The 22,272-nt window shown below is 38.8% G+C and carries 22 protein-coding genes, 2 tRNA genes and 1 pseudogene; 19 read left to right on the plus strand and 6 right to left on the minus strand.

Annotation, left to right across the window (positions count from 1 at the left end; genetic code table 11):
• The first annotated feature begins 452 nt into the window (after nucleotides 1-452).
• The 3 genes from BUA88_RS14715 (at nucleotide 453) to BUA88_RS14725 (ending at nucleotide 2,807) form a co-directional block, all read left to right on the plus strand.
• Nucleotides 453-1,253: a class I SAM-dependent methyltransferase gene (locus BUA88_RS14715; RefSeq protein WP_072919333.1), complete on the plus strand. Its 801-nt coding sequence runs from the start codon at nucleotides 453-455 to the stop codon at nucleotides 1,251-1,253.
• Between the two features lie 38 nt (nucleotides 1,254-1,291).
• Nucleotides 1,292-1,837 carry a GNAT family N-acetyltransferase gene (locus BUA88_RS14720; RefSeq protein ID WP_072919335.1) on the plus strand — a complete coding sequence of 182 codons (546 nt, stop codon included), beginning with the start codon at nucleotides 1,292-1,294 and terminating at the stop codon, nucleotides 1,835-1,837.
• A gap of 67 nt (nucleotides 1,838-1,904) precedes the next feature.
• Entirely contained in the window at nucleotides 1,905-2,807 is a 903-nt protein-coding gene (locus BUA88_RS14725) for a lysozyme inhibitor LprI family protein (protein WP_072919337.1), read from the plus strand.
• A 58-nt stretch (nucleotides 2,808-2,865) separates the two neighbouring features.
• Here BUA88_RS14725 and mscL read toward each other — a convergent pair whose 3' ends face one another.
• A complete protein-coding gene (gene mscL / locus BUA88_RS14730; protein ID WP_072919340.1) occupies nucleotides 2,866-3,312 on the minus strand; it encodes a large conductance mechanosensitive channel protein MscL in 447 nt (148 codons plus the stop codon).
• Nucleotides 3,313-3,534: 222 nt separating this feature from the next.
• On the opposite strand from mscL, the gene BUA88_RS14735 reads away from it, so the two are divergent.
• From BUA88_RS14735 to BUA88_RS14785, 11 genes are all read left to right on the plus strand, one after another.
• Nucleotides 3,535-4,797: an SseB family protein gene (locus tag BUA88_RS14735; RefSeq protein WP_072919343.1), complete on the plus strand. Its 1,263-nt coding sequence runs from the start codon at nucleotides 3,535-3,537 to the stop codon at nucleotides 4,795-4,797.
• A 167-nt stretch (nucleotides 4,798-4,964) separates the two neighbouring features.
• The gene (locus BUA88_RS14740; protein ID WP_072919347.1) at nucleotides 4,965-6,296 is read left to right on the plus strand and encodes an MFS transporter; all 1,332 of its coding nucleotides are present in this window, start codon (nucleotides 4,965-4,967) and stop codon (nucleotides 6,294-6,296) included.
• 84 nt (nucleotides 6,297-6,380) lie between these two features.
• Nucleotides 6,381-7,205, plus strand: coding sequence for a glycerophosphodiester phosphodiesterase (locus tag BUA88_RS14745; protein ID WP_330390314.1), 825 nt, complete (start codon nucleotides 6,381-6,383; stop codon nucleotides 7,203-7,205).
• A 24-nt stretch (nucleotides 7,206-7,229) separates the two neighbouring features.
• The gene (locus tag BUA88_RS14750; RefSeq protein ID WP_083572552.1) at nucleotides 7,230-8,195 is read left to right on the plus strand and encodes an alpha/beta fold hydrolase; all 966 of its coding nucleotides are present in this window, start codon (nucleotides 7,230-7,232) and stop codon (nucleotides 8,193-8,195) included.
• A gap of 29 nt (nucleotides 8,196-8,224) precedes the next feature.
• Nucleotides 8,225-9,727, plus strand: a complete 1,503-nt coding sequence (gene clpX / locus BUA88_RS14755) for an ATP-dependent Clp protease ATP-binding subunit ClpX (protein WP_072919349.1) — start codon at nucleotides 8,225-8,227, stop codon at nucleotides 9,725-9,727.
• 211 nt (nucleotides 9,728-9,938) lie between these two features.
• A complete protein-coding gene (locus BUA88_RS14760; protein ID WP_015548251.1) occupies nucleotides 9,939-10,142 on the plus strand; it encodes a cold-shock protein in 204 nt (67 codons plus the stop codon).
• A gap of 143 nt (nucleotides 10,143-10,285) precedes the next feature.
• Nucleotides 10,286-11,443, plus strand: a complete 1,158-nt coding sequence (locus BUA88_RS14765; RefSeq protein WP_072919352.1) for a transglutaminase domain-containing protein — start codon at nucleotides 10,286-10,288, stop codon at nucleotides 11,441-11,443.
• Nucleotides 11,444-11,550: 107 nt separating this feature from the next.
• Nucleotides 11,551-12,387 carry a DegV family protein gene (locus tag BUA88_RS14770; protein WP_072919355.1) on the plus strand — a complete coding sequence of 279 codons (837 nt, stop codon included), beginning with the start codon at nucleotides 11,551-11,553 and terminating at the stop codon, nucleotides 12,385-12,387.
• A gap of 9 nt (nucleotides 12,388-12,396) precedes the next feature.
• Nucleotides 12,397-13,617, plus strand: a complete 1,221-nt coding sequence (locus tag BUA88_RS14775) for a bifunctional folylpolyglutamate synthase/dihydrofolate synthase (RefSeq protein ID WP_072919358.1) — start codon at nucleotides 12,397-12,399, stop codon at nucleotides 13,615-13,617.
• Nucleotides 13,598-14,074 (plus strand): J domain-containing protein, encoded by a 477-nt coding sequence (locus tag BUA88_RS14780; protein WP_072919384.1) that lies wholly within the window; start codon nucleotides 13,598-13,600, stop codon nucleotides 14,072-14,074. Before BUA88_RS14775 ends, BUA88_RS14780 begins: the two co-directional genes overlap by 20 nt.
• Entirely contained in the window at nucleotides 14,055-15,377 is a 1,323-nt protein-coding gene (locus BUA88_RS14785; RefSeq protein ID WP_072919388.1) for an MATE family efflux transporter, read from the plus strand. The genes BUA88_RS14780 and BUA88_RS14785 overlap by 20 nt, the downstream gene beginning before the upstream one ends.
• Nucleotides 15,378-15,468: 91 nt before the next feature.
• Here the strand turns inward: BUA88_RS14785 and BUA88_RS14790 are convergent, their stop codons facing one another.
• A complete protein-coding gene (locus BUA88_RS14790) occupies nucleotides 15,469-15,831 on the minus strand; it encodes a hypothetical protein (protein ID WP_072919391.1) in 363 nt (120 codons plus the stop codon).
• A gap of 147 nt (nucleotides 15,832-15,978) precedes the next feature.
• Complete coding sequence (locus BUA88_RS14795) at nucleotides 15,979-17,532, minus strand: methyl-accepting chemotaxis protein (protein ID WP_072919394.1); 1,554 nt, start codon at nucleotides 17,530-17,532, stop codon at nucleotides 15,979-15,981.
• 260 nt (nucleotides 17,533-17,792) lie between these two features.
• Between BUA88_RS14795 and BUA88_RS14800 the strand changes: the two genes are divergently transcribed.
• The gene (locus BUA88_RS14800) at nucleotides 17,793-18,344 is read left to right on the plus strand and encodes a DUF3990 domain-containing protein (RefSeq protein WP_072919397.1); all 552 of its coding nucleotides are present in this window, start codon (nucleotides 17,793-17,795) and stop codon (nucleotides 18,342-18,344) included.
• A 3-nt stretch (nucleotides 18,345-18,347) separates the two neighbouring features.
• Here the strand turns inward: BUA88_RS14800 and BUA88_RS14805 are convergent, their stop codons facing one another.
• The 3 genes from BUA88_RS14805 to BUA88_RS14815 all read right to left on the minus strand — a co-directional run bounded on the left by BUA88_RS14805 (nucleotide 18,348) and on the right by BUA88_RS14815 (nucleotide 19,631).
• Nucleotides 18,348-18,716 carry a hypothetical protein gene (locus tag BUA88_RS14805; protein WP_072919400.1) on the minus strand — a complete coding sequence of 123 codons (369 nt, stop codon included), beginning with the start codon at nucleotides 18,714-18,716 and terminating at the stop codon, nucleotides 18,348-18,350.
• A gap of 62 nt (nucleotides 18,717-18,778) precedes the next feature.
• The gene (locus tag BUA88_RS14810) at nucleotides 18,779-19,198 is read right to left on the minus strand and encodes a GNAT family N-acetyltransferase (RefSeq protein WP_072919402.1); all 420 of its coding nucleotides are present in this window, start codon (nucleotides 19,196-19,198) and stop codon (nucleotides 18,779-18,781) included.
• 360 nt (nucleotides 19,199-19,558) lie between these two features.
• Nucleotides 19,559-19,631: transfer RNA gene (locus BUA88_RS14815), tRNA-Gly, on the minus strand.
• 251 nt (nucleotides 19,632-19,882) lie between these two features.
• Between BUA88_RS14815 and BUA88_RS14820 the strand changes: the two genes are divergently transcribed.
• The 4 genes and pseudogenes from BUA88_RS14820 to BUA88_RS14835 form a co-directional block, all read left to right on the plus strand.
• Nucleotides 19,883-21,118: a transglutaminase domain-containing protein gene (locus BUA88_RS14820; protein WP_072919405.1), complete on the plus strand. Its 1,236-nt coding sequence runs from the start codon at nucleotides 19,883-19,885 to the stop codon at nucleotides 21,116-21,118.
• A gap of 18 nt (nucleotides 21,119-21,136) precedes the next feature.
• Complete coding sequence (locus BUA88_RS14825) at nucleotides 21,137-21,670, plus strand: hypothetical protein (protein ID WP_072919406.1); 534 nt, start codon at nucleotides 21,137-21,139, stop codon at nucleotides 21,668-21,670.
• A 185-nt stretch (nucleotides 21,671-21,855) separates the two neighbouring features.
• Nucleotides 21,856-21,928: transfer RNA gene (locus BUA88_RS14830), tRNA-Gly, on the plus strand.
• Nucleotides 21,929-22,007: 79 nt separating this feature from the next.
• Nucleotides 22,008-22,272: pseudogene (locus tag BUA88_RS14835) on the plus strand (hypothetical protein); the annotation flags it as partial.

Below are 22,272 nucleotides of genomic sequence, written 5' to 3' on the forward strand. Positions count from 1 at the left end.
AGCTAAAAGTCGAGAAGTCAATGCCGCGAAGCGCCGAAGGGGAGCATTGACTTTGAGACTGAGCTGATAAGCTGTATCAAGCAGTGTGAAAAAAAAGAGAGGTTTAGCCATAGACTAAACCTCTGCGATAAACTCATCTTTATCTCATAATATAAATATTCATTATAACTCCCCCTTGACATCCTTAATTGACGCTATTATAATCAACTCAATTTAGAAAGCGAGGATAAAATGATTTACAGATTAACTCTAGTCGATTCGATGAATAAGGATTCGAAACCCGTGGATATGAAGCAGGGGTCTAATTCTTGTACAATCGATGAGGCACGCTATAGGAGTTGATATATCATTTTGTAAGTATATGGTCTAATCTAGCCTCATCAGACGTAAGTTTGATGGGGCTTTTTTATATCCATTTATACATCGCTTAAATCAAAACAAGGAGGCTAGATATGGAAGGCAGAGAGAAAATTGTTAACGAGTTTTATGCACAGTATGTGGAGGACAATCGTTTGGACAGAACAAGACGTGGACAGATGGAATACTTCACAACAATGCATTACATTCATCAGTATTTGAAGCCAGGTATGAAGGTGGTGGAAATTGGTGCAGGCACAGGAAGATTGTCCTTAGATCTTGCCCGGGAAGGTTATGATGTGACTGCAGTGGAATATACCGATGCAAACTTTGAAAAGCTTCAGAAAAATGCTGAGGGCTTCAGTAATGTAAAAGCTGTTCATGGTGATGCAGTTAATCTTCATCAGCTTGAGGACAACACGTATGATGTAACACTTCTCTTTGGACCTATGTATCACCTTTATTCAGAAGAAGATCAGCTGGCAGCCTTGAAGGAAGCATCTCGTATTACAAAGCCAGATGGAAAAGTATTTATCGCATTCATTTCAGTATATGCAATCATGTACACCAACTATCTAATTGAGCAGTGCGGAGACATGCAGTTTGGCCTCCAGGAGAATTACACAGAAGACTTTAAAGTAAAGCATTTTCCTGAACAGTTATTTACTGGATTTGACATAACAGAGTTTGAGGAGCTTGTAGATAAAACACCACTTAAGAGAATCAAAACTCTTGCAACAGATGGTGTTATTGAGCTGGTAGAAATTGGTAATGCAAACTTTAAACTAAGCGACGAAAACTTCGAGGCATATAAAAGATATCATCTTGCCATGTGCGAAAAAAGAGAGCTTTTAGGTAGCTCAAATCATTTGCTTGTAATATGTAACAATCAATAGCTGAAATTCGTATATACGATAATTAAAGGAGGACAAAAATGGTTTTAAAAGAAGAGATATATAAACTCAACGGAAAAACAGTAACCCTTAGAGCACCACAGCCGGAGGATGCTGAAATGCTTATCGAATATTTGAAAACGGTTTGCGATGAAACTCCTTATTTGTCTCAGTATGGAGATGAAGTAAAAATCACTCCAGAAGATGAAATTAAGTTTATCGAAAGACGCAACGATTCAGAAACAGGATATTTGATTTTAGCCTTTGAAGATGGTGAGTTCGCAGGAAATATGTCATTTGAGAGAGTGGGAACCAGCAGAAGAGCAAAGCACAGAGCAAGCATTGGCATAGCCTTCTTCCAGAAAAATACAGGCCATGGTCTTGGACGACTAGCATTGACTCGCCTTATTGAGCTGATAAAGGAGTCAGGCTACGAGCAAGCGGAACTTACAGTTCTTGAAGGAAATGAAAGAGCAAAGCATCTGTACGAATCTCTTGGATTTAAGGAAACAGGAAGAATTCCAAAGGCCAATAAATACGACGATGGAACCTTCAGAGACGACATTTTGATGACAAAAGATTTGTAATGAATTTTGATATAATGCCTCGATTGTGATAAACTGACTCCTATCTTTTTAAAGGAGAAAGTTGACTATGAAAAAAAGATTTTTAATTTTGTTTATAGCTGCAACAATGACTTTCGCAGCTTGTGGAAAAACAGAGGCAGAGACATCACCTGCTGTGGACAGTACAGTTGAGTCAACAGCACAGGATGTAGAAAATACAGATTCAGAAGATGTTGTTGCTGATGGTGGGAATCAGGAAATCACTGATTACACTGAGCAGATTAAATCTGAGGTAGCTGAGGCAAAGTCAGCAAAATCACTTCAGGAGGAGCTTGATACAATCGCTGAGCTTGCTGAGAAGTATGATGAACTCCGTATGAATTCAGAGACTCAGACAGAGATGAACGAGAACTCACAGTGGGGATTACTTGTCTGGGATACAGAGCTTAATTCTTTATGGAGCAGAATGAGTGACGAACTTGATTCGGCTACTAAGGAAGAGATTCTTGCAAAGCAGCGCATATGGGTGGCAATGAAGGATAATGCAGCAAATCACCTTAGCGCCACATACGAAGGCGGCTCAATTTGGAGCATGATTTACAATGATGAGCAGGCAAACATTACTCGTCGCCGTGCATATGTATTGGCAAATGAATATGCCAAGTTTAAGGGCGAGAAATTCTCAATGCCAGCAAGAGATAACACAGGCTACTTTGTAGATACACAGGGTACAACTGATGAATATTCTTCTATGACAATCGAGCAAGGTATGGAAGGTGACAGCCTTATGTTTACAGTTTCTCTTTACAGAGTGGGAGAGCTTAGAGGATATGGAGAAGCAACTTCTGATGGAATCACATTTGAAAGTGAAGATGGAAATGTAAAAGCTTCAATCGTCGTCAGCTATGACGGAGCCAGCTTTACAGTTGATGAGGCAACAGATGCTATTGTAAATGCAGGAGAATCATTTGATTTTGACTTATCATTCTAAATAAGAAAACCCTTGAGAGGATAATCCGCTCAAGGGTTATTTAATACAAATCTTTATTTTATAACTGTGCTGTACAGTGTGGGCAACGAGTTGCCTTGATATTAATTTTGCTGAAGCAGTATGGACACTCCTTCTCTGTTGGCTCTGCAGCCTCAGCCTCTTCTTTGTTCTTCTTTACAAGAGCAGTAGCTCTTTCTGTAGCTCTGTTAAGTCCCTTGATGATAAAGAAGATTACAAGTGCTGTGATAAGGAAATTAATTACTGCAGTAATGAAATTTCCGTATGTAAGTGTTGGAGCCAATTCACCGCTTCCAAGTGTAACCTTTAGCTCAGAAAAATCTGTGCCGCCAAAGATACCAAGGATAGGTGTAAGGATATCCTCGTTAAGAGATGTAACGATGGCTGTGAAAGCACCGCCGACGATAACACCGACTGCCATATCCATTACGTTTCCACGCATAATGAAATCTTTAAATTCTGAGATGAAACCTTTTTTATCGCTCATAATGACCTCCCTTATGTGAAACATACTTTAAACTTAAATCATTATACCAATAATGAAATAAAACATAAATAAGAAAATGAGGCAAAAAAGACAGTTACAACAAGGAATTAAGGCACTGACGGTTTTTTTTCCATGGCAAGTAGGATATAATAGACTTACTGTCGAAATCGGAAGTGCGGATCCGATTTTAGGAAATAACTAATAGAAGTAGGAGAATTTGTTATGGGTTTATTTGACAAGAAGAAAAAAGAAGAAAACATTGAGGTTGCAGATACAGATGTAACAAGCAATGTTGAAACAGGAAGACGTTTTTCTGTAATTATAGATGGCATTACTACCATGCTTGATGGCAATGGTAGCATCATCACAGGTAAGCTCACTGGAAAGATTGCTAAGGGTGACAAAGTATTCGTTTGCATGCCGGCTTCAAAGCCTATCGAGTGCGAAGTTCAGGCAGTTGAGGCAACAGAAGATGGTAGAAGCTCTATCGTAGAGGTTGCAGAGGATACACAGGTATCGCTTCAGCTTACACTTCCAGATGATGCTCAGATTAAGAAGTACGCAGTTGTTACAAATATCGAGCCACAGGAGAAGATTAATCCTCGTGTTTCTATTGAGAATCCAGCTCTTGCAGGTATCATCAATGGACTTACTACATATGCACAGGATAATGCATTCCATGGCACAGTAGCATATTGGGCTAGCCATGCTCACTTCCTTACACCTATCAAAATGGATCAGGAGCCAGAGGTTAACGAGCAGGGCGTTTCAGTTATCAAAAAGGATACAAAGATTGGCTTCTATATGCTCAAATCTACAATCAAGCTTACAGGTGCACCTGAGAATCAGGACAACATGGTACTTCCACTTTTCACTGATTGGGATGCGCTTCGTCGTTGGACAGGTCTTGCAGATGAAGGCACTAAGATTCACACACAGATTCTTAGCTTCCAGGATGTATATGCAATGCTTAAGAGAGGCAATGCATACGCTGGTATCGCTATCAATCCATTCAACAAGATTCCATGTACACTTCCAATTCCTTATCTTGATACAATCGTTGGCACACCAGGATACCAGGCAGAGTTTGGCTCAAAGGATGGTGCTGCACAGGGGAATGTTCATGAGCAGAAGATCCCAGCAGGACAGAAGATTCTTCTTGGTGTTCCAAAGGAGTGCGAGGAGAATGAGGCTATTCGCGGAAAGCTTGTAGAGTATGGTCAGTCTCACGACGATATCAAGTCTATCAGTTTCCTTACAAAGGTTGAGGAAGAGACAAAGGCTGTTCGTCATCTTGTAGTTCTGGAGTTCCCAGAGGGATACGACAAAGAAGAAATGAAGGGACACATGGAGGCAATCTATCAGGAGCTTCGTCCACTTGCTCGCGAGATTCAGGCTATAGAGTACGCGCTCAAGGGAGCCATCCCAGCGGTGGATAACGTAATCCAGCAGCACAGCGATAAGATGTTAATTTATACAGCGTAAATTGGGAAATTAAGTGAGCAACTCATCATAGACTAGGCAAGCGCGAGCAAGAGGGCCCCGCTCAGGTTCTTTGACATGTAGTCAAAGGTTCTGAGATGGGAGATGGCTTGCGGGAGCATGTAAACCTTGGGTGAGTTGCGTATTTTATATTGGGGGGATAATTGAATATGAAGTTTGATGTAAAGAAGACTGTGCAGATGGGCTTCGGCTTCTTAAGCATCTGCGCATTTTGGCAAATGTATAATGCCTTGATTCCTTTGGTGCTCACTAACACATTTCATTTGGATGAGACCATCTCAGGTGTAATCATGGCTATGGATAATGTTTTTGCTTTATTTTTGCTTCCATTTTTTGGTGCAGTCTCAGATAAATGTAAAAACAAAATGGGCCGCCGCAAACCATTCTTTTTATATGGCACAATTGCAGCAGTGATTCTTATGCTGATGCTTCCACTTGTGGATAACAGCTATTATGCTAATCCATCTTTGGGGAAAGAGATTTTTTTCATAGGAATACTTGGTGCGCTACTTGTAGCAATGGGCACATACCGCAGCCCTACAGTTGCCCTTGTCGCAGATTGTACCATCAAGCCACTTCGCTCCAGAGCAAATGCCATTATCAATCTTATGGGTGCATTGGGCGGAATCATTTATCTTATCGTTGCAGCGGTTTTCTATCCAGCATCTAAGACGAGAGATTTGCCACATGTTAATTACATGCTGATTTTCATGGTGGTTGCAGGTATCATGCTTGTTTCATTATGCATTGTCATGACTTCTGTAGATGAAGTACAAATGAGAAAGCAGGTAGAAAATTATGAGCTTCTTCATCCGGAGGAGAATCTTTCTGTAGAGGATGAAAGCGGTAATGAGGTATTGCCAGCTGAGGTAAGACGCTCATTGAGATTCTTATTATTCTCTGTTGCATTGTGGTTCATAGCCTATAATGGCATGGAGACATGGTTTACTACATATGCTGTGAAGATGTGGAATATGGCACTTGGGGATGCATCTAGATGTATGTTGGTTGCAAATGCCGGAGCTATTGTATTCTTTATACCATCAGGGATGCTAGCATCTAAAATAGGAAGAAAGAAGACAATACTTCTTGGAATAGTATTCCTCGGAGGCAGCTTCTTTGCTGGATTCGTATTTACGTTATTATCCGGAACCTTTTCTCCAATACTGTATTTATTCTTTGCAACTATGGGAACAGGTTGGGCGTTCATTAATGTAAACTCTTTACCTATGGTTCTGGAGATGTGCAAGGATTCTGAAAGTGGAAAGTTCACAGGATACTATTATACATTTTCAATGGCAGCTCAGATAATCACACCGATTGTTGCAGGCTGGCTGCTTGCTCATGTGGGATATATGACATTATTCCCATATGCAACAATATTTGCCTTTATGGCATTTCTTACAATGCTCTTTGTGAAGCATGGTGATGTAAATGTTGAGGCAAGAAGAGGCTTAGAGGCATTTGAAGATATGGATTAATTATGGGGCTCCCATTGGGAGTCCTTTATTATTAGGTTTGATTTGACTATAATTAAAAATATCATCATTTAGAAGGACGTAGAAATGAATAAGAAATTAAAAAGAGCATGTGACAGAATTAGATTGTCTTGGTATCGCATATCAGGACGTACAAAAGGGGGAAATGGGGCAATGAATAAGCCAGTTGTTTGGGCACATAGAGGTGCCAGCGGATATTTACCAGAAAATACACTTCCAGCATTTCAGAAGGCTATTGAAATGGGGGCTTATGGAATCGAACTAGATATCCACAAGACTAAGGATGGTCAGCTGGTAGTTATCCACGATGAAAAGATAGATAGAACATCAGATGGAAAAGGCTATGTTAGGGATTACACTTTAGAGGAGCTTCGCAAGTACAACTACAATGCTACAATGCCGGAAGCTTGTCCTCATGCAGATATTCCTACAATGCGAGAGGTTTTCGAGCTTATTAAGCCTACTAACCTTCACATTAATATTGAGATTAAAAATGGCGTTTATTTTTACGAGGATATCGAGAAGGATATCATCGCCATGACTAAGGAATATGATATGGAGGACAGAGTAATCTATTCTTCATTCAATCACTACAGCATCATGAAGGTGAAGGAGCTTGATCCTGAAGCTCATACTGGATTCCTTTATATGGATGGTACTTTGGATATGCCTGAGTACGGTAGAGACCATGGAGTGGAGGCTCTTCATCCTGCTCTTTACAACGTTCAGTATCCTAATTATGTGGAACGTTGTCATGAGTATGGTCTTAAGATTAACAGTTGGACTATCAACTCAAAGCAGTATATGAAGATGGCGTGTGAAATGGGAATCGATGGCATCATTACTAATTATCCAGACACTGCACTTGAAATAGTAGCAAGCTTTAATTAGGGGCAAAATACAGGGGATAGCTTTATGAATTTTAAAGATATATTTATAGAGGATAAGGATTTTGCAAATGCAATGAAGGATACAATCCTTCCTTTTATGAATGGAAAAATACAGGATGGCTACTTCGTAAATACGGATGGACTAAAACTTCATTATCAGATGATGATTAATCCTGCAGAGAAGGCATCTATAGTTATCAGCCACGGCTACTGTGAGTTTTCTACAAAGTTTACAGAAACAATCTATTACTTCTATAAAATGGGTTATTCCGTATTTATTGTGGAGCACAGAGGACATGGTTTTTCTGATCGACAGGTGGATGGTTTCTCAAAGGTATACGTTGACCGCTTCGAAAACTATGTGAAAGATTTTAACCAGTTTATAGAAAAGATTGTTATTCCAGAAAGCAGAACGAAGCATCTCTATCTCTTTGCTCATTCCATGGGTGGAGGCATAGGAGCTATGTATTTGGAAAAGTATCCTAAAGTTTTTGAAAAGGCTGTTCTCACCTCGCCTATGATAAGACTGGTTACCCATAACATCAGTAATTTTGTAGCGGCTATTGTATGTATACTTTCATATTTGCCTATGTTTAGCAAAAGATATTTGCCGAAGCATCACGATTACGACCATACTTTCAAGTATCCATATTGTTCGGCAATGTCAAAGGCAAGATACACATATCAGTACAATGAGAGAGAGAGGGAGCCACATTATCGTACAAATGGAGCGACCTTTGCATGGATAAGAGAAGCACTTAATGTTTCTAAAAAAATTCTTAAAAACGCCCATTTAATAGAAATTCCTGTTATACTAATGCAAGCATCCAAGGATACTCTTGTTATGGGAGATGCCCAGGAACGCTTTTGTCAAAAGGCTAAGAACTGCAAGCTTATTCGTTTCGAAGGAAGTAAGCACGAAATATTCAACGCCACTGATGAAATTATACAGGACTATTATTCTAAGATTTTCGATTATTACGAGAATTAGAGCTATGGAAAATTGTAAGGAGATTTATTATGTCAGATCAGGATTTTAGAGAATTTGACCCAGAGGAAACAAACGAAGTTGTTGATGCAGAAGTAGTTGATAATACATCTGACAAAGACGACAACTCTTCAAATGATAATAATGAAAAGAAGCCTACAGAGTTTTGTTATATGTGTCACAGACCAGATACTATCTGTGGTCCACTAATCAAGATGGCTCCTGGAATGGGTGTCTGCAACGAGTGTTTACAGCGTACTTTTGATTCTATGGGAAGCTTTGGCTTTGGTGGCGGAGACAATTCAAAGAGCAACATGGATATGAACAAGATGCCAAACATCAGCTTCTTAAATCTTGGAAGTCTCTTTGGCGAAGGCCCTAAGGTAAAGAATGCTCACGGCGCAGCATCAAGCCAGGCTAAGGAGGACAGACCAGCCCCTGCCATTGATATCAATAATATCATTCCGCCACACAAGATAAAGGCTATGCTTGATGATTACGTGGTTGGACAGGATTACGCCAAGAAGGTTATGTCTGTAGCTGTTTATAATCACTATAAGCGTGTTGCTACAGGTACAATGGACGACATTGAAATCGAGAAGTCAAATATGCTTATGCTTGGACCTACAGGTTCAGGAAAAACATATCTTGTACGTACACTTGCAAAGCTTCTTGATGTGCCGCTAGCTATCACTGATGCCACTTCTCTTACAGAGGCTGGTTACATCGGTGATGATATTGAGTCTGTTGTCAGCAAGCTTCTTGCAGCAGCTGGAAATGATGTTGAGCGCTGCCAGCAGGGGATTATCTTCATCGATGAGATTGATAAGCTTGCAAAGAAGAAAAATGCAAATCAGCGTGATGTAAGTGGTGAGTCAGTGCAACAGGGTATGCTTAAGCTTCTTGAGGGTGCTGATGTTGAGGTACCTATCGGAGCATCAAGCAAGAATGCAATGGTTCCTACTACTACAATTAATACAAGAAATATTCTGTTCATTTGCGGTGGTGCATTCCCTGCAATGGACGAAATCATAAAGGCTAGATTAAATAAGCATTCATCAATGGGATTCATGGCTGATCTTAAGGATAAGTATGATGATGACAAGAATATTCTTCAGAAGGTTACTGTAGAAGATTTAAGAGAGTTTGGTATGATTCCAGAGTTTATCGGACGTCTTCCAATCGTATTTGCTACAGAGATGCTTGATGAGGATATGCTTGTACGTATCTTAAGAGAGCCAAAGAATGCAATTATCAAGCAGTACGAGAAGCTTTTAGAGCTTGATGAAGTTAAGCTTGAGTTTGAGGATGCAGCTCTTCATGCAATCGCAAGAAAAGCCCTTGATAAAAAGCTTGGTGCCCGTGGACTTCGTTCTATAATAGAAGAGTTCATGCTTGATATTATGTATGAGATTCCAAAGGATGATAATATCGGTCAAGTTATTATTACTGAGGACTACATTGAGAAAAAGGGTGGGCCAAGAATCATGGTCAGATCCGCTGGAATGATACCGGAAAGAGCAGCAGCAAATTAGATATAAACACTTGTCAATTAAACATCAGACGTCTATGATGTGTTGGCGGCAGTTATATAAATTAATATTATTGCTCATTAGCTTTAATTGATAACTTTTTGGAAAATTTGTACAAAAAATTCCGACATTTTCTTTACTTTGATAAAGTCATTTGCTAAACTATCTTTAGTCGAGCAGAGTTCGGCAAGTAATATATTGGAGGTACTTTAGCATGAGCAAAGGTACAGTTAAGTGGTTCAACAATTCAAAGGGCTACGGATTTATCTCAGACGAGGAAGGCAAGGACGTATTCGTTCACTTCAGCGGCATCAATTCAGAGGGATTCAAGACTCTTGAAGAGGGTGCAACAGTTGAGTATGAAGTAACCGATGGTGCAAAGGGACCACAGGCTGTTAACGTAACAGTTGTACGTTAATAGGCACCACAGTTAATCATTATTTTGGGTACCTTTGGTTTTGTTATGAAAAACGGGATTTAAAGGCAATACAAACATGTGATTAAGGGGAGAGGCAGCGTAATATTTTATATTACGCTGCTTTTGTTTTTAGGAGGATTTTTTTGAAAAGATTACTTGGTTTTTTATTTAGGACGATTACTACCCTTGTGATATCAGCAGGTATTTTTGCTATTGTTTGTTATTTTCTTCAGAATTACAGCGGGAAGAATAATACCAAAACAAATCCAATGTTGGATGAGCCTGTAGTGGTAGAAAGCGTTTCATATGATAGATATGCTTATCAGCACATAGATGAAGAAAGCAAAATTACATACGATCAGATATATAATTGTATAACTGAATACAAAGAAAAAATCACTGTGACAACAAAGAGCAGCGATGTTCTACAGAGAGCATACGAAGCAGTGATGTCAGATTATGGTAATTTATTCTGGGTAAGCGGATACAAATACAATACATACACCAGTGATGGTAATGTTGTGAGTATAGAATTTTCGCCTAAATACACGATGTCAAAGGAACAAAAGGATGTATACAATGCATCTGTTGAAGCTACTGCTGATGAATGGCTTTCAGGAATAAGTGAGAATGCTTCAGATTTTGACAAGGCGCTTTATGTTTTTGAAACATTAATTGAAAATGTAGACTATAACACTGAAAGTAAAGAGAATCAGAATATACTTAGTGTTTTCTTGTATCGTTCTACTGTTTGCCAGGGATACGCAGATTCAGCCTGGTATCTTTTGGATAAGCTTGGAATAAAAAGTACGATTATTACCGGTACGGCAAATGGTGAGAGTCATGCATGGAATTTAGTTTATCTTGATGGCGCTTACTATTACATGGATGTCACCTGGGGAAATAGTAAGTACATGGATGGAAATAATGACACCGCAAAGCGTGTAAATTATGCTTACCTTGCCATGACTACTGAAGAAATTAGCCAGAACCATGTGATTACAGTGGATTTTGAAGTGCCTGAGTGTCTATCAAATGCGGATAATTATTTCGTTCACGAGGGCTTATATTATGATTGGTTTGGCGTTGATTCTATAGGAAACAGACTATCACAGTCTTACGAGAGTGGTGAGGCAGAAATATCTTTAAAGTTTAGTAATTCTGACCTATATTCAAGGGTAATTAACTATTTTATAGATGAAAATCACCTATCTGATTATTGCAGAGGTTTAAGTTCTGTGTACTATTTACTAGATGAGAATGCAAATGTCCTTACAATTCAATGGACAAAAGGTGAATAATACACACGTGGTTTTTAAAACTACATGTTGCAAGAATAAAAACTATTTACGTGGAAAAGGCCTAGTGGTATAATACCCGTAGAATAAGCGGAGGATTACTAGGCAATATGTATAAAATTATTCTTGATAGCTGCGGAGAACTTACAGAGGAGATGAAAAAAGATGGTCATTTTGTAAATGTACCTCTTACTCTTGAAATTGATGAGCAGCAGATTATAGATGATGATAGTTTCGATCAGGCAAGCTTCATTAAGGCTGTAGCGGAGAGCCCTAATGCACCAAAGTCAGCTTGTCCTTCACCTAATGCATATATGGTTGAGATGGATTGTGATGCAGATAATATTTATGTGGTTACACTTTCAGCTCAGCTTTCAGGTTCATATAACAGTGCATGTCTCGGAAAGGATTTGTACGAGGAAGATGACGAGTCTAAAAACATTCATGTTTTTGATTCAAAGTCAGCTTCTATCGGCGAGACACTTATCGCCCTTAAAATAGCCGAGTGTGAAAATGCAGGCATGTCCTTTGAACAGGTTATTGAGACTGTAGATGCGTATATCGAAGGTCAGCACACATTCTTCGTTTTGGAGACTCTTGAGACATTTAGAAAGTCCGGACGTCTGTCTGGCTTAAAAGCAGCTATTGCTGAGACACTTAACATTAAGCCTGTAATGGGTTCTACAGATAATGGTTATATTCAGCAGCTTGCAAAGGGCCGTGGTATGAACCAGACTATCGATAAAATGACTAAGTGCGTTATGGATGTCACCACAGATTGTGAGAACAAAATTCTTGCAATTTCTCATTGCAACTGCCCAGATCGTGCTCTATCATTAAAGAAAAAAATGGAGTCGTTAGCCACATTTAAGGAAATCTTCATTGTTGATATGAGAGGCGTAAGTACAATGTACGCAAATGACGGTGGAGTAATTCTTGTGGTCTAGAAAATAAAAATGACATACGAACAGGTAGTACATACAATAGATAATAAACGTCGTTTTGGCAAGGCATGTGGAAGGGATGTTACCCAGGAATTCATGGATGTTTTAGGACATCCTGAATTGGGAATGCATATTATTCACATTGCTGGTACTAACGGAAAAGGATCAGTAGCAGCTTTTGTAAGTAGCATCTTGCAGGCTGCTTCTTTTGCGTCTTCTGAACATTTTAAGGTGGGATTGTTTACATCTCCACATCTTATAGATTATACCGAACGAATTCAAATAGATGGTAAGCAGATTTCCCGCGAGGATGTAACACGTATTGGACAGCAGCTTCTTGATATGGAGCTTAAGCTGGAACCGACTATGTTTGATTATTGGCTTGCTATGGCCATGGTATATTTCAAAGAACAGCAGGTGGATTATGTGGTTTTGGAGACAGGCTTGGGAGGAGCTAAGGATTCTACTAATGGGCTAAGGCAACCGCCGGAAGTCTGTGCCATTACATCAATTGGTTTGGAGCATACACAGTATCTTGGTGATACCCTTGCTGCAATAGCAGGAGAAAAGGCTGGAATTATTAAGCAAGGGGTTCCTGTTGTTATAGGTGAGATGGGAGAGGAAGCCTCACAGGTAATCGAGGCGCGTTGTGATGAACTTGGCTGTGATTTAACTCATGCCACACAGGTTGACTCTGACTTAAAGCTTGGATTATTCGGTGGATATCAGAGGAAAAATGCTGCAGTTGCTGTGGAAATAATTAGAAATCTGAAAATGACTGTGGATAATCAGACGATTGCAGATGGACTTGCAGTAGCGGTTTGGCCTGGAAGGATGCATGTCATATCAGAAAAGCCCTATATTTTAGTAGATGGAGCTCATAATCCATCGGGAGTGACTGCGCTTAGGGACAGTTTGAAAGCGGAATTTTCAAATCAGAAGTTTTCATTTATAATGGCAGTGATGGCAGATAAAGATTACGTGGAGATGGCACAGATCGTTGCGCCTATGTCCGAGCGTATTTTTACTGTTACAGTTGATTCAGAACGTGCTCTTCAGGCTAAGGAGCTTGCAGATGCCATAGCGGCCCTTGGTGTGAAAGCTCAAGCCTGTGATTCATACGAATCAGCCATTGATTTAGCGAAAACATATAATGAGAAGATAATAGTTTTTGGTTCACTTTATTTTATTGGGGAAATATTGGGGGCTGGTTATGATAAAAACAAGAGTTGAAGCGCTTCGAATACTTGGATTGGGACCAGATGCAGGAGAACAGAAAATCAAGGCTGCATATAAGGATTTGGTAAAGAGATGTCATCCTGATGTGACTGGTGTGGAGGATGCCCGTCTGTACAACAGAATTACTGAGGCTTATCAGTTTCTTATGACAGAATCCAGAGGCAAGGCATTGACTCATACACGAGTTATGGGCAAATCAAACACTAAAAAGCCTGCAAGCAGTGCAGATTATGCTGCCTTCCAGAAAAAAGCTGCAAAGCAAAAGGAACGTCGTAAGCAGGAGTTCGAACAGAAGCAAAAAGATTTTTCTGCCATGTACGAAAAGCAGGAGGCAGATTATAAGCGTGCTATGGAGGCGATTGACGCCATCAGAGTGGCCCGTGCTATTGAGCACATGGTTTGGGCTAATGGTTTAGGAAAAAATAGTAATAATGATATTAAAGAAGAATAATTCTCTAAAAAAAATATTTCTTTCAGTGCTAGTGGTGGCTTTACCAACCATGTTGGAGCAGATATTGTCTGTACTGATGCAGTATGTTGATACAGCCATGGTTGGACGTTTGGGAGCTAATGCCACTGCAGCTGTATCTACATCCACCACTATAACCTGGCTTATTGGTAGTATCCCGGTGGCATTTGGCGTTGGAGCCATGACTCAGATTGCCCAGGCAATAGGTAGTGGAGAACATCATAAGATATCTCAGGTTGCAAAAGCGAGCCTTGTTTTTGCATTGGCAGTAGGTGCTGTAGTTGAGATTATATGTCTGGCTGTATCACCGTTTGTCGCTGGCTGGATGGGGGCTTCAGAGGTGGTTGCGCCCGCTGCTACCAGATATTTTTTCTGGATTTCAGTTCCAATCATATTTAAATCTATAAATATAGTTTTATCAGCTGCTATACGTGCCACTAAGGATACGAAGACGCCTATGTACATAGGTGTAGGAGCAAATATTCTTAATGTCGTACTGGATTATATATTTATATATATCCTTAAGCTTGGCGTTGACGGAGCTGCTTATGCTACTTGTATTTCCGCTATCGTCAGCGGTGTATTGACACTTAAGGTATTTCTTGGACATAGTGAGTTCAAGATGGAAGGTTCCATTCTATCCATCGAAAGAGAGATTATCAGTAGGATGTGGAGACTCTCATTACCTGTGCTTCTTATTAATGTTGCATCAACGTCGGGATATGTTGTATTTGCTGGACTGGTATCTCATATGGGCACCATAATTTTTGCGGCCCACAGTATTGCTGTAGGGGCAGAGGAACTGTTTTATATTGGTGGATATGGTTTTAAATCAGCTGCCAACACAATGGTTGGCATTTCCTATGGAGAACAGGACCACGAAAAATATCATGCAGTATGTGTGAGCAGTATTTTAGCTACTGTTTTGATTATGACAATCAGTGGAATTTTACTATATGTCTTTTCGATACCTTTGATGAGCTTTTTTACAAACGATCCAGAGGTTATTGTACTTGGAAGTAAGGTGCTCAGAATGGTTGCCTTTAATGAGCCATTCTTTGGATTATATATTATTTCTGAAGGAATTTATTATGGTCTTGGAAGGACTAAATATCCATTTGTAATCGAGTTTGGTGGAATGTGGATTGTGAGAATTCTTTCTACTTATATAGGCATACATTTCTTTGGAATTGGACTTGTAGGAGTTTGGTGCTGCATGATAGCAGATAATGTTATAAAAGCCATATTGCTTACAGTGCCATTGAAATGGTTGTGGAGAAAATAAAAATCTACAGACATAAAAAAGCCATTGCATTTATTTTAATGATGCAATGGCTTTTCGTATTATATGAATTGCTATTAGTAATGTAATCATATTATGAATATAATTTCTTTACGTTGCTTTCAATCACGTTTGCAGTAGAAATCTTGAATTCACCCTGAAGGAAGTTTTCAAGCTGTCCATGGGTATTGATTGCCTTACCATTTACTAAAATGATGAATGGCTTCTGACCATCTTCGTTAAGTGACATTCTATAATCTACTCTATCAAGTGCATATTCAATAGCCATTTCATAAGAATCGAAAAAGGCCTTTGCATTTCCAAGAGTATGATCTGATGTAATCCAGTATTCTTCTACGAAAGTGATTGTAGGATCGATAGCACTCATCTTTACAAATTTCTCAGAGCTTTCCTCACGGAGTAATTTGTATTCCTTGTTAAGTGTTGTTAATTCCATTTTTACACCTCATAAACTAAAAACCGTACCTACTGTGCTCAATCATCTAAGATATTAGCATCAAAAACGTTATATGTCAACATTTAATTGTAATAATATTAATATATGTAACTTATAACGTTAGGGGGAGTATTTTTATATATTTAATTATGCGAATCTAACAATCTTGCTATTGCTTTCTGAGAAAGTAGATTCTTGAATACCATCGTTATATTTATCGAGTTTAGCTGCAGTATGCATAACTTCATTGAGAAGTACCTTTGTATCATTAGAGAGGATCTTGTTCTCGTTAGATAATTCAGCTGACTGAGTTGCGGCTGCAGTAACTTCTTCTGTTGTTGCAGAAAGCTGTGAAATGTTTTCTACAATTGTGTTATTTGAAATGGCAAGGTTTTCAATCATACCCTCCAAGTCATTAATGTTAGCAGTGAGGTTGTTAACATTATCGTTCATTTTTACAAAGCCTTCAGCAGTCTGCTCAATTAATTCGCCCTGCTGGTCTGATGCCAGGCGAGCTTCTGAAACAGCATTTTCAGCATCCTGAGCATTGTTACCAAGCTCTACAATCATATTAGTAATGTTCTCGGTAGCAATCTTGGTCTTTTCGGCAAGATCTCTAATTTCGTTCGCTACAACTGAGAATCCGCGACCGTAATCACCGGCACGTGCAGCCTCGATAGAAGCGTTGAGAGCAAGAAGGTTAGTCTGGGCACTAATCTCTAATATAACCTCAGTAATTTGCTTCATTTCTTCGCCCTTCATTACAAGGGTATTCATGGCATCGCCAACGTGGTTATTAATCTCAGAAATCTTTTCTGCTTTTTCTTTAAGCTGAACCATCATTTCGTGATTCTCGTCGTTGATGTTGCTGGCTTCTTCTGCAGATGCAACCATTTCCTCAGAACGAGCAACTGTTTCTTCAATAAGATCTTGAATCTTCTGAGTCATAACAGTCTGCTCCTGAATGTGTTCAGCGTTTGATAAAGTGCTGCTTGAAATGTCATCCATTGCGCCACTTACAGTTTGTGTTGTCTCATCAAGCTTGTTCATATTATCCATGGCATTACCAACACCTTCACGTACCTTTGTGGCTACTTCCATTACCTCAGAGAGGAGCTGAGCCTGGTTTTCAGCACGGTGCTCGATAAGGCCAACTGTGTCTTGCTGGAATAGCTCTAATATTTTCTCAAGATAAATACAAAGTGCTACAACTGCAAAAGCACATCCGATAGCAGCGGCGTTATCAATTGCTTCTTCTGATGTATATGGCATAGGGCCAAATAGTTTTGCTATGAATGAGCCAATCTGGACTATGGCAACTGTTAAACCTGAAACTCTTGAAAACTTCTTATCATAATAAAGAACAAATGGAACAACAGGTCCGACCATAGCAAATCTCAAATAGTAGCTTGTGAAGGCGTAGCAGCCAAGTGCACCGATAAGGGCAAGCTCTATAAGCGAAATCCATCTGAGCTTTTCTGAATTAGGCTTTTTTGCATAAATAGAGGTTAATGAGATAACTGTAAATATTTCTAAGCCTATTGTTGTTGCAAGATATGCAAGAGTTCTGAAGCCTCTTAAGTATGCGATAACAACAACTACTGTAAGTAAAGTAAAATAGATTACATATGTAGAAATTAACACTCGGTTAATTCTTTTTACCTGTTCATTTCTGTCGGAGTATAAAAACTTTTCTTCCATCGTCTTTCCTTTCGATTATTTATCATCACAATGTTGCTGACGTATACTATCATGTTATGAAAATTCTGTGAACAATAAAAATATACAAAAATATAACTCAACATCTGTGGCATAATTGGAAAAGTAAATAAATAATTTGAAAAGTGCGGGGATTATGCAACAAATTGCGGGATAGTATATAAGTATCTCACGATTGATATGTATTATAGGATAAAATGCTTATAATATGTATTATAAGAGGGGATATGGAAGGAGGTTCTATGGTTTTATATCATGCAGGTTTTGATGTAATTAAGGATCCTGATATTTATTATGGAAGAAAGAATGCTGATTTTGGACAGGGCTTTTACACTACACCTGACAAAGAGTTTGCATATAGATGGGCTAAGGAAAGTTCTGGAAAGAAGACTATAGTTAATAAATATGAGTTAGATACTGATGGCCTTAATATAAAGAATTTTGATAGAAGCGAAGAGTGGTTTGAGTATATCTACGCCAATAGGCATATGAAACCAGATGTGCTAGAAGCGGATGTTGTAATTGGACCGATAGCCAATGATATTATATATGATACTTTGGGAATCACTACCAGTGGATATTTGGATAAGAATGAATCCATGCAACTTCTTATGATAGGACCGGAGTATGTGCAGGTGGTGATAAAATCTGAAAAAGCGAAGGCGAAATTGGAGTGGTTATCCAGTGATGAACTTAGCAGAGAGCAGTTAGCTGGGTATCAAAAGGTGATGGCAAAAGAGAATGAGGCGTTCCAGGAGCTGTTTGCAAAGAAGTTGGAGGAGATGGAAGAGTAGGTTTTAATTGTTCCAATCATATTCCGATGTTAAATTATCTGGATATTTATTAACACTTTGTTCGCGCATAAGCATTGAGCCATCCATTTCACCGCTATTGTAAAAACTGATTATCCATTCATTAGAAGAATAGTCTTTATATTCGTAAATACGGTTATTTTCATCACCATCTACAATTCCAATCCAATTGCCTCTGTCTGCATTATCAACTGCAACAAATGGCACAAATACCTTGTCATCAATAGTAATATAGGCATAGTCATCGTTTGTTCCAGATGTGTAAGTCTGTAAATTATCTGGCTTCTTTTCAGTTCCACATGCCGATAAGACTAGCATTGCCATAATTATAATATTTAAAAAATACTTTTTCATAGTTAATAATCCCCTTTTTCTACGAATAGTTAATAGTGATTTAAAATAAATATTCATCTATTTTACAGACTTTTTACCATAAACATTTCCATTGGCTGTTCATAGCCTGGTATATCTACGGTAAAGCCTCCGCAATCTTTATAACCAAGTTTTCTATAGAAATGTTGAGCATCTTCATCAACTTGAGTTGATATCAGAACCATACCATATCCATGTTCCTTCATATCATTTTCCCAATATTCCATTAGAGCTCTACCAAATCCATTCTTTTGTTTTGCCCAGTCTACAAATAGCATTGTACAAAACGGGGTATTATCCCAAAACAAATTATATCTTAATAAGCCTATTTCTTTTCCATCCTCATATAATACATAACCTTGCTTATCACGAACTTTTTTCTCGTATTCTTGTTCTGGCAGATGCTTATCTAGGCTATACCAGAAATCTTTATTCTTTGACTCAACATATTTTATTTCTAGCATTTTCTTCCTCCATGTTTATTTGTAAATAGTCCAATAATCTTTATATGCATAATGAGCTAGTGTTCCAACCAACAATCTATCTGATTTTGTAAATCCATATTCAGAAAATGCCTGTGCTCGTTCTACAGCATATAACGGAACTTTAGAGATTATTTCGTCACATTCAAATAGTTCAAATGCAGGCGCGACCTCGAACCTTAGAGGTCTGTATGGGCCTACGCGCGAGACGGGAATAAGGAAACATCACGATTTCTCATCGCAAGCTCGATAAATCGTGATAGGTCGTCCCGTCTCGATTAATATGCCCTTAAACCAAAATAAGCAGTACCGCGAATGCGATACTGCTTATTTTAATTTAAGAGCGCGAGACGGGACTCGAACCCGCGACCCCCACCTTGGCAAGGTGGTGCTCCACCAACTGAGCCACTCGCGCCTAGTGCCATTTTTTGAAGCTTTGCTTCAAAACAATGGTGCCAATCTCAGCCAACTTGGAAGCGGCTTTGATTGCTGTCATCTCTCAACGACAATGGTTATTCTATAGGAACTTTAACCATAAGTCAAGAAGAAATTTATATTTTTTTTGATATATGTTAATATTTGTTAGGATAATGAAAATGCGACCTGTTTTCGACCTAATTTGAAATACATTATTCTAATTAAATATATGAAAAAAGGAATTATTAAATGAAGAAAAAAAGCTTAATTATAGTTGCAATAATCCTGTTGATTACTATCATTGGCTTCGGCGTGGGATTATTTATCTTCTATAACATGAAGTCAGATTTAGTCTATTCAGAAGTTTATGTAGAGGCAGGTACATCTGAATGTGATGTTTCAGAGTTTTTAAAACGAGAAGAAGCAAGTGCACATTTTACAGATGATTCTAAATTTGATCCTAGAGTCCCTGGCGATTATAAGTTAAAAATCGCATGGAAAATGCCAATCTTTGGAAATGTGACAAATTCAACTACGCTCCATGTACAGGATACTATTGCTCCAGAGGTTACACTTTCTGAAGATACTGTAGAAATGTACGTAAATGCGCAGGCACCTTCTGCTGCTGACTTGGTAGAAAGTGTTAACGATGTAACTAATTGTACTATCGATTTTGCTGAGAAATATGATTTTACTAAAGATGGCGAATTCGACATTTCTATTGTAGTAACCGATGAGGCAGGTAATCAGACAGTATGTACTGTTCCGTGTAAAGTTATTGCGGACACTACTCCTCCTGTAATAAATGGTGTGGAGCCACTACAAATCGCCCAGGGTGATGCCGTTTCATTTAAAAAGAATATTGAGGTTACTGATGATATAGATGAAAATCCAACACTCGAGGTTGATAGCAGTGAAGTAAATGTTGATAAGCGTGGCGTATACAATCTTACATATATTGCAAGAGATGCTGCTGGAAATGAAACTAAGAAAACAACTACTGTAAAGATTGTTTCTGCAAAGATTGCTGAAGCAACAGAAGAAAATGTTAATGCTTTGGCGGATGAAGTCCTTGCAGAGATTATAAAAGACGGTATGGATCAAAAGTCTCAGGCTAAGGCTGTATTCAACTGGGTAGTAAATAATATTACTTACTCAGAGTCAGCCGGTATTGATGATTTATATTCCGCTGCTTACAAAGGAATGTATTATCATGTTGGGGATTGTACGGTAAAGCAGAAGACTGCAGAAGTTCTGTTAAATCGTCTCGGCATCAAAAACATGGAAATAGAAAAGATTCGTGACACCAGAGGTCATTATTGGCTACTTATAGATATAGGCGAAGGTTGGTATCACTATGATCCTAATTTACAGCTTGATGGTACTTTGATATTCTATTGGCATGATGCTGATTTGTGGGCTTATTCTAACGCACACAAAAATACACATAATTATGATCCAAGTAAGTACCCTACAATACAATAAACTCGGAGGAAAATGACAATGAAAAAAAAGCTTTTAACACTTGGAATGATTAGCGCAATGGCACTTTCACTTGTTGCTTGTGGCGGTTCATCTGACACAAAGGTTATTGAAGGAAGCAACAGCTCAACATCTTCTACTGAAGCTACAGGCTCTACAGGATATGTATTCTCATACAACGGAACGGATATTCCAGTGGATACTGATGTTGCACCTATTCTTGAAAAGCTTGGAGAGCCTAAGGAAGAATTTACATCGCCAAGCTGTGCAGGTCAGGGAGATGGTCACCTTTATACATATGATGATTTCCAGATTCAGACTTATCCAGATGGTGATACTGATTTAGTTCTTTATGTATCACTTAGAACAGATAACGTCGCTACAAAAGAGGGAATAGATTTAGCAAGCTCTAAAGATGATATTCTTGCTGCTTATGGTGAGCCTTCAGAAGAATCTTCCAGCTCATTAAAATTTGAAAAAGATGGAATGAAGCTTGTGTTTATTTTTGATGGCGACAGCCTTATTTCTATCGAGTATGACAGCCCTAAAAACTAATAGAATATTCTGAAAAACAAAGGGATTTTTTAAAGCTTTGCAACTTTAGAAAATCCCTTGACTTATCCCGTTTTATCCTATAGAATAACCATTGTCGTCAAGAGATGACAGCAATCAAAGCCGCTTCCAAGTTGGCTGAGATTGACACCATTGTTTTGAAGCAGAGCTTCAAAAAATGGCACTATGCGCGAGTGGCTCAGTTGGTGGAGCACCACCTTGCCAAGGTGGGGGTCGCGGGTTCGAGTCCCGTCTCGCGCTCTTTTAGTATAAGAAAATAGGGCTATCCATTTTTGATATGTACCCTCTTTACTGGACAACCAGTAAGGAGGGTATTTTTATGCACTATAGTTATATTTTCAAAAGAAATGCGGTAGATTTGTATCACCAAGGTCTTTGGCCTGATACGCCAGATGGTATTAGTACTGAAAACTTTCGTAATACGATACGAGGCTGGGTTAGAATTGAAGAGTCATGCGGTCCTTATGCTCTTTGTCACAAAGAGCATAACAAAGAATGGTCGCCTGAGGAACGTTATGCTTTAGTTGCGCGTGTTTTGGCTGGTGAGTCTCTCAAAAGTGTTGCTTATTCGGTAGGTGTTACTT

The organism is Pseudobutyrivibrio xylanivorans DSM 14809 (assembly GCF_900141825.1).
Lineage (GTDB): Bacteria > Bacillota > Clostridia > Lachnospirales > Lachnospiraceae > Pseudobutyrivibrio > Pseudobutyrivibrio xylanivorans.